This is a genomic window from Xanthovirga aplysinae, from assembly GCF_009711365.1.
In the GTDB taxonomy this organism is placed as follows: Bacteria; Bacteroidota; Bacteroidia; order Cytophagales; family Cyclobacteriaceae; genus Xanthovirga; species Xanthovirga aplysinae.
The window spans coordinates 1-4721 of record NZ_SMMB01000851.1; the positions used below are offsets into that span (position 1 = coordinate 1).

Sequence of the window (4721 nt, forward strand, 5' to 3'; positions counted from 1 at the left end):
TTAACTCCAGGGAGTTTTCCCCTTCTTCTAACCAAGTTTTTATGGAATTGGTATAGCCCCAATCTGACCAGTTCTGATATCCTCGATTGGGAAAGACCACAGCTCCAGTATATTTGCCGTTGACCATTAGTGTCCGAATGCCACAGGTATTACCTGCACTTAAAGCTCCGTTTCCATTGGAGTACCGGAAATCGATGAGATATTCACCTGCACTTGGAATCTTTATTTTAAAAATAACCTTTTCTTTCAAGTTATTGGATAAAGCCACAAAGCCTTGTCCGCTAAAACCTGTGTATTGGAGATCGGAGGTAGGTGCTACCTCTTCCGCTTCAAAAATGTCATAAGCGTCTTCATTTATTTTAAGAATTGGTAGGCTTAAATAAGATTCATAACCTTTTAAATTGGTAGCACTTAATTGGTAAGTGTTAAATTTATCCTCATCTCTTGTCTTGAAGTGGTTTTTTGTGGTTCGTTCCAATCTATTTCCATTTTTGTAAATTAGAAATTCCATAATTTTGTCTAATCGCTTCCATTGTATACCCGTTGATGTTTTGGTTAAATCTGGAGTTAAAGAGGTGAAGTCATTTTCCACTAAGTGAATTTTTTGTTTGGAAATTGAGCTTTCTTCCAATTCAATATTGACTTTATGAGGTCCATTAAGGTCATTTACGATTAGAGCCTCCTTTAAGGGTTCACCGTCCAGGGTGATGCTCTTAATTTTTGTTCCAAAACCAGTTAAGCTAATGTCCAGGGTTGCATTTTTGTACTTGAAGTTGGAAAGGTGCTTTTCTCCTTTAAAGCTTTTTGGTACGGTGGGATGAAACCGAAGTCCTTCTTCACTGAATTCCATGCCGAAAAATACTCGGTAAATCATAGCAAGGTTACCGGCAATACTCCACAGCTGTCGGTCGGAATTTATTTTGGTACCCTGATAGTCCCCATTTTTTATAGTAAAATTTTCTTTATTGGTTAAAAATAAAGCTGCAGGTCGGTAAATGGATGCCAAACCAAATTCTACTGCTTTAAGATGACCTGTGGTTGCCGCCGACCAGGTCCAGTATGCTTGCACAAAAGGCCAAATGGCATTATTATGATAGGGGGGGATCTCTGGGATCTGAGGGAATATACAGGGGACTCCATATTTGGTTACTGGAGTATTACTGATCACAACCTGCGATTTTTTTTGATCACTTACTCCAAATAAAACCGTAAATGCCTCACCCAAACTTTCAGAACGTGGAGATAGTATAAAATAAAATCGACCATAAAGGTATTGTCCGTAATACCCTTTTTTGGGTATCCAGAGGTGTTGATTGATTTTTGTGCCTAATTCCTGGGATAATTGTTGAAAACCAATGCCAGGCTCTCCCATCAATTCCATCATTTCGGAAATGATTTGAAAAACCCTGAAGTATAGTGCATTTGTACTTAAGGATTGGGATTCATAAATATCTGCAGGCTCCATCCATAAAGGATAACTCTGAGATTGACTATTTAAAAAGGTGGACTCTCCTTGCATGAGGCCATTATCATGGTTTGTGACAATTTTTAAATCATCTCTAATAGAGTTAAGGATAACTGGATAAACAGAGCGAAGCCACTCCATGTCTCCAGTGAATAGAAAAATTTCCCAGGCAGCCAATATCCAGCTAATTCTATCGGTTGAGATGGGCCAAGAACCACCTGTTCCAGAGTCCTGGATAATACGCTCATCCTTTATTCTTTTCATTAGGCTAGCCTTGGCAAGTTCAGGTTCTATTAGGGCAAGGGCTAGGTGGGTAGAATAAGCAATATCTCTTGTCCATATGGAGTTCCAATCTTCTCCAGCCATAAATGTGCTGTCTGGCCGAATATTTTTGATTAATTCTTCCAGGGATAAATTATAGAGTGCATCAATTAGTAGTTGATCAGACCTATATTTGGGATATTTGGAGAGGTCACTTTGGAGGTTCCAAGTTTTCTCTTCCCTATCCAGTGGATGAAAAGGATTTAAAAGAAGGGATATTTCATAAATGCTGTCCCCGCTAAAGTCCTTCAATTGAAACTCGGCCTGATCGGCCAAATTTTCAAAGTCCCTACTTAGAGGTTCAGCTGTTCCACAGATATAAACTCCTAGAAATTCATTGGCTGTTATTCTTTCTCCATTTGCCAATGTGTGAAACCCCTTATTCTTAAAGTCTCTTAAGACAGGTCTCATGTCTAATTTGATGTTTAAAATGGTATTAGGTTCCAGATAATCTTTTTCTAAAGCGGGGAGGGTATCTGGTTCCGGCTTACCAAAAACTAGCAGGGGAGAATTTATTTCCTTAGTGCTGTCAGGTTTTAAAAAAAGGTGGTGATAAACTCCTTTGGGAAGTTCATTGTCCTGACCATTAATGCTGAATTTAAACCTGAAGTTTCGACTGTAGGTACGATTTAAAGGGCTAAAATAATTTGAAGTGATTTTTGTATCTGATAAAGCCTGAGCAGTATACTTCCCCTGTACTACGCGATCCGGATAGAGTTGATATTCTTTGGAAGAATAAATGGCCTCGGGATGCCTGTTTTTTAGTTTACAGCTAATCAGTAGGATGAGTAGAAAAAAGAAAAGTTGATTTATTTTCATGGGAAATTTGAGCAGTCTAAAATAAATGGTTTATTACTAGTACATAATAAATGAATCATCTGTTAAAAGATTTAGTTTTTGGAGGGCTTTTAATTGGGATTATGGAAATCTACTTGCTTTATCCTTGTGGTAAATTATTGCAAATTAATGATTTATGGATTGGTCCAGATTTTTCGGAAGTCTAATTGTCTTAGAGAGGGTTGGTTCATAATTTCCACGGAATTTCTTTTTTCTAAGGTGATTTTCATAGCTTTCGCCTTCAGCCTTTTGTAGTTAAAGTTTCCTGTTTTCCGTCTACGGGCAACTTGAATAATTACTTTATCACCTTCATTGGTGTTGTTTTTGAATGCATTAAAGGCATATTGGAAATTCGTTGAATTTAGTTCCATTCCGTTTAACTTTATGATTTCATCTCCTACCTTGTATTTTATTTCTTTCGCAAACTCATTTGAACCTTTTAAGCTTTTGATATACACTCTTTGAGTCTCCGGGTTGAAATCCAGCGTTATGTTTCCCAAGGTGATTTCCTCTATTTTTTCATGGGCAATAAAATTTACTCCAACCAATGCTAAAATATCTCGATAGGGTAATTTTTTGGTTCCAGCCACATAGTTTTTAAGAAAAATACCAATCTCAGGATAGGTTAGTTCTTCAATCTTGTCGAATAATTCATGATCCTTAAAGGGTTTATTAGGGCCATACAACTTTGATAGATCTCGGATTAATGCCTGGAGATTGTATTTTCCATTTGATAACTCAATTAGCTTAATATCCAAGCACATGGCAATTAGAGCCCCTTTCTGATACACGTTTTCGTACTGGTCAGCGTATTTATCTAAACAACCCTTGCTCATGACGGTGAAGGGTAGGTTATCGTTGAACCGGTCAGCTGCATTTATTTTTCTTTGAATTACAGCCAGATAATCTTGCAGGTTCATTAGCTTATATTTTACCTGCATGTTCATAGCCGAATACTCAGTAACCCCTTCATAAAGCCAAAGATGTTCGGACATTTTGGGTTGTAGGAAATCGAAATATTGAATTTCCTCTGAATGGAGATTTAAAGGAGTAACAATGTGAAAGAACTCATGAGCTGAAACATTGCGAATGGTGCGTGCTAAAGCTTCTGGATTCACCTCTGGTAAAAAAAAGACCGAAGAGTAGGAGTGTTCTAATGCCCCCCAACTACCAGATATTCCTTTTAGAGGTGAGAGGTAAATAATAAAAGTATAGCGGTCAACAGGTAGAGAACCTCCAAGATATGCTTTTTGTGCCGCTAAAGTCTCTTTTACCTTTTTTAAAACAAAGTCTGATGAAAGCAAGCCGTTAGGGGAGTAGACCGAAACAAGGATATGGGTTCCATTAATAATCAAATGGCTCGTGTCCGGTTTGCAGTACATAATGGGTGAGTCAGCCAGGTTAACGTAATTTTTACTGTGAAAAATATCCGTTTCAGCATCATTATAAATCCTTTTTAAGGAGGTAGCTCCATAAAGGTCGGAGGAATGCTTAATTATGATTTTAAAGGGGTTATTTTCATATCCCTTGAAAAAACCAATGAAACCAAAGGTGTTAATTAGATAGTTTTTGTTGGCTTCAATATTCGTACCGGCCGGTTCAAAGATGGGGTTTTCAAGGGGAGAATCAAAAGTGTCATGTACCCAATAACTGATCTTCTTTAGCCTAGAGGAATTTTTTATTTGAAATTGATTAACGCTAATTGGCTGTACGGGGAGGGAATTATCAAGACTGTCAAATGCTTTGAACTCACTGATAAATCGACCATAATCAGAAATAGAATATGTGCCTGGGACAATTTTTGGAAAGATGAATTCTGAAGTGTCCCCCTCCATTGAAGGAACAAGGATATCTACCTTCAATTGGTCATTTTGTACCTCATTTAAATTAATAGACACCTGGTAGGTATCGGTCTTTTCAGCCGACCTATTTTGTGCATTTAAAGAGAGAGGGAATAAGAGAAAAAGGAGAAAAAAAGGTAATCTCATATACAATTTATTATTAAAGGAAGTTTTGCTGCTTTTACAGAATTAGGAATATTCTTCAGGGTTAAAATGGACAAAGGTCTTAAAACTTCAAAGTGTTGGATTAGTCTGAC

General features: G+C 37.4%; 2 protein-coding genes. Both read right to left on the reverse strand.

From position 1 onward, the window contains the following. Positions 1-2605 (reverse strand): glycogen debranching protein (locus tag E1171_RS06750; RefSeq protein ID WP_155205247.1); only part of this gene is annotated, 2605 nt, incomplete at its 3' end. Positions 2606-2757: 152 nt separating this feature from the next. Further along, the gene (locus tag E1171_RS06755) at positions 2758-4611 is read right to left on the reverse strand and encodes a M61 family metallopeptidase (protein WP_155205248.1); all 1854 of its coding nucleotides are present in this window, start codon (positions 4609-4611) and stop codon (positions 2758-2760) included. Positions 4612-4721: the final 110 nt, after the last annotated feature.

Coding starts and splice junctions, on each gene's coding strand:
- E1171_RS06755 (WP_155205248.1), bottom strand. CDS start 4,611: ATGAGATTACCTTTTTTTCTCCTTTTTCTCTTATTCCCTCTCTCTTTA.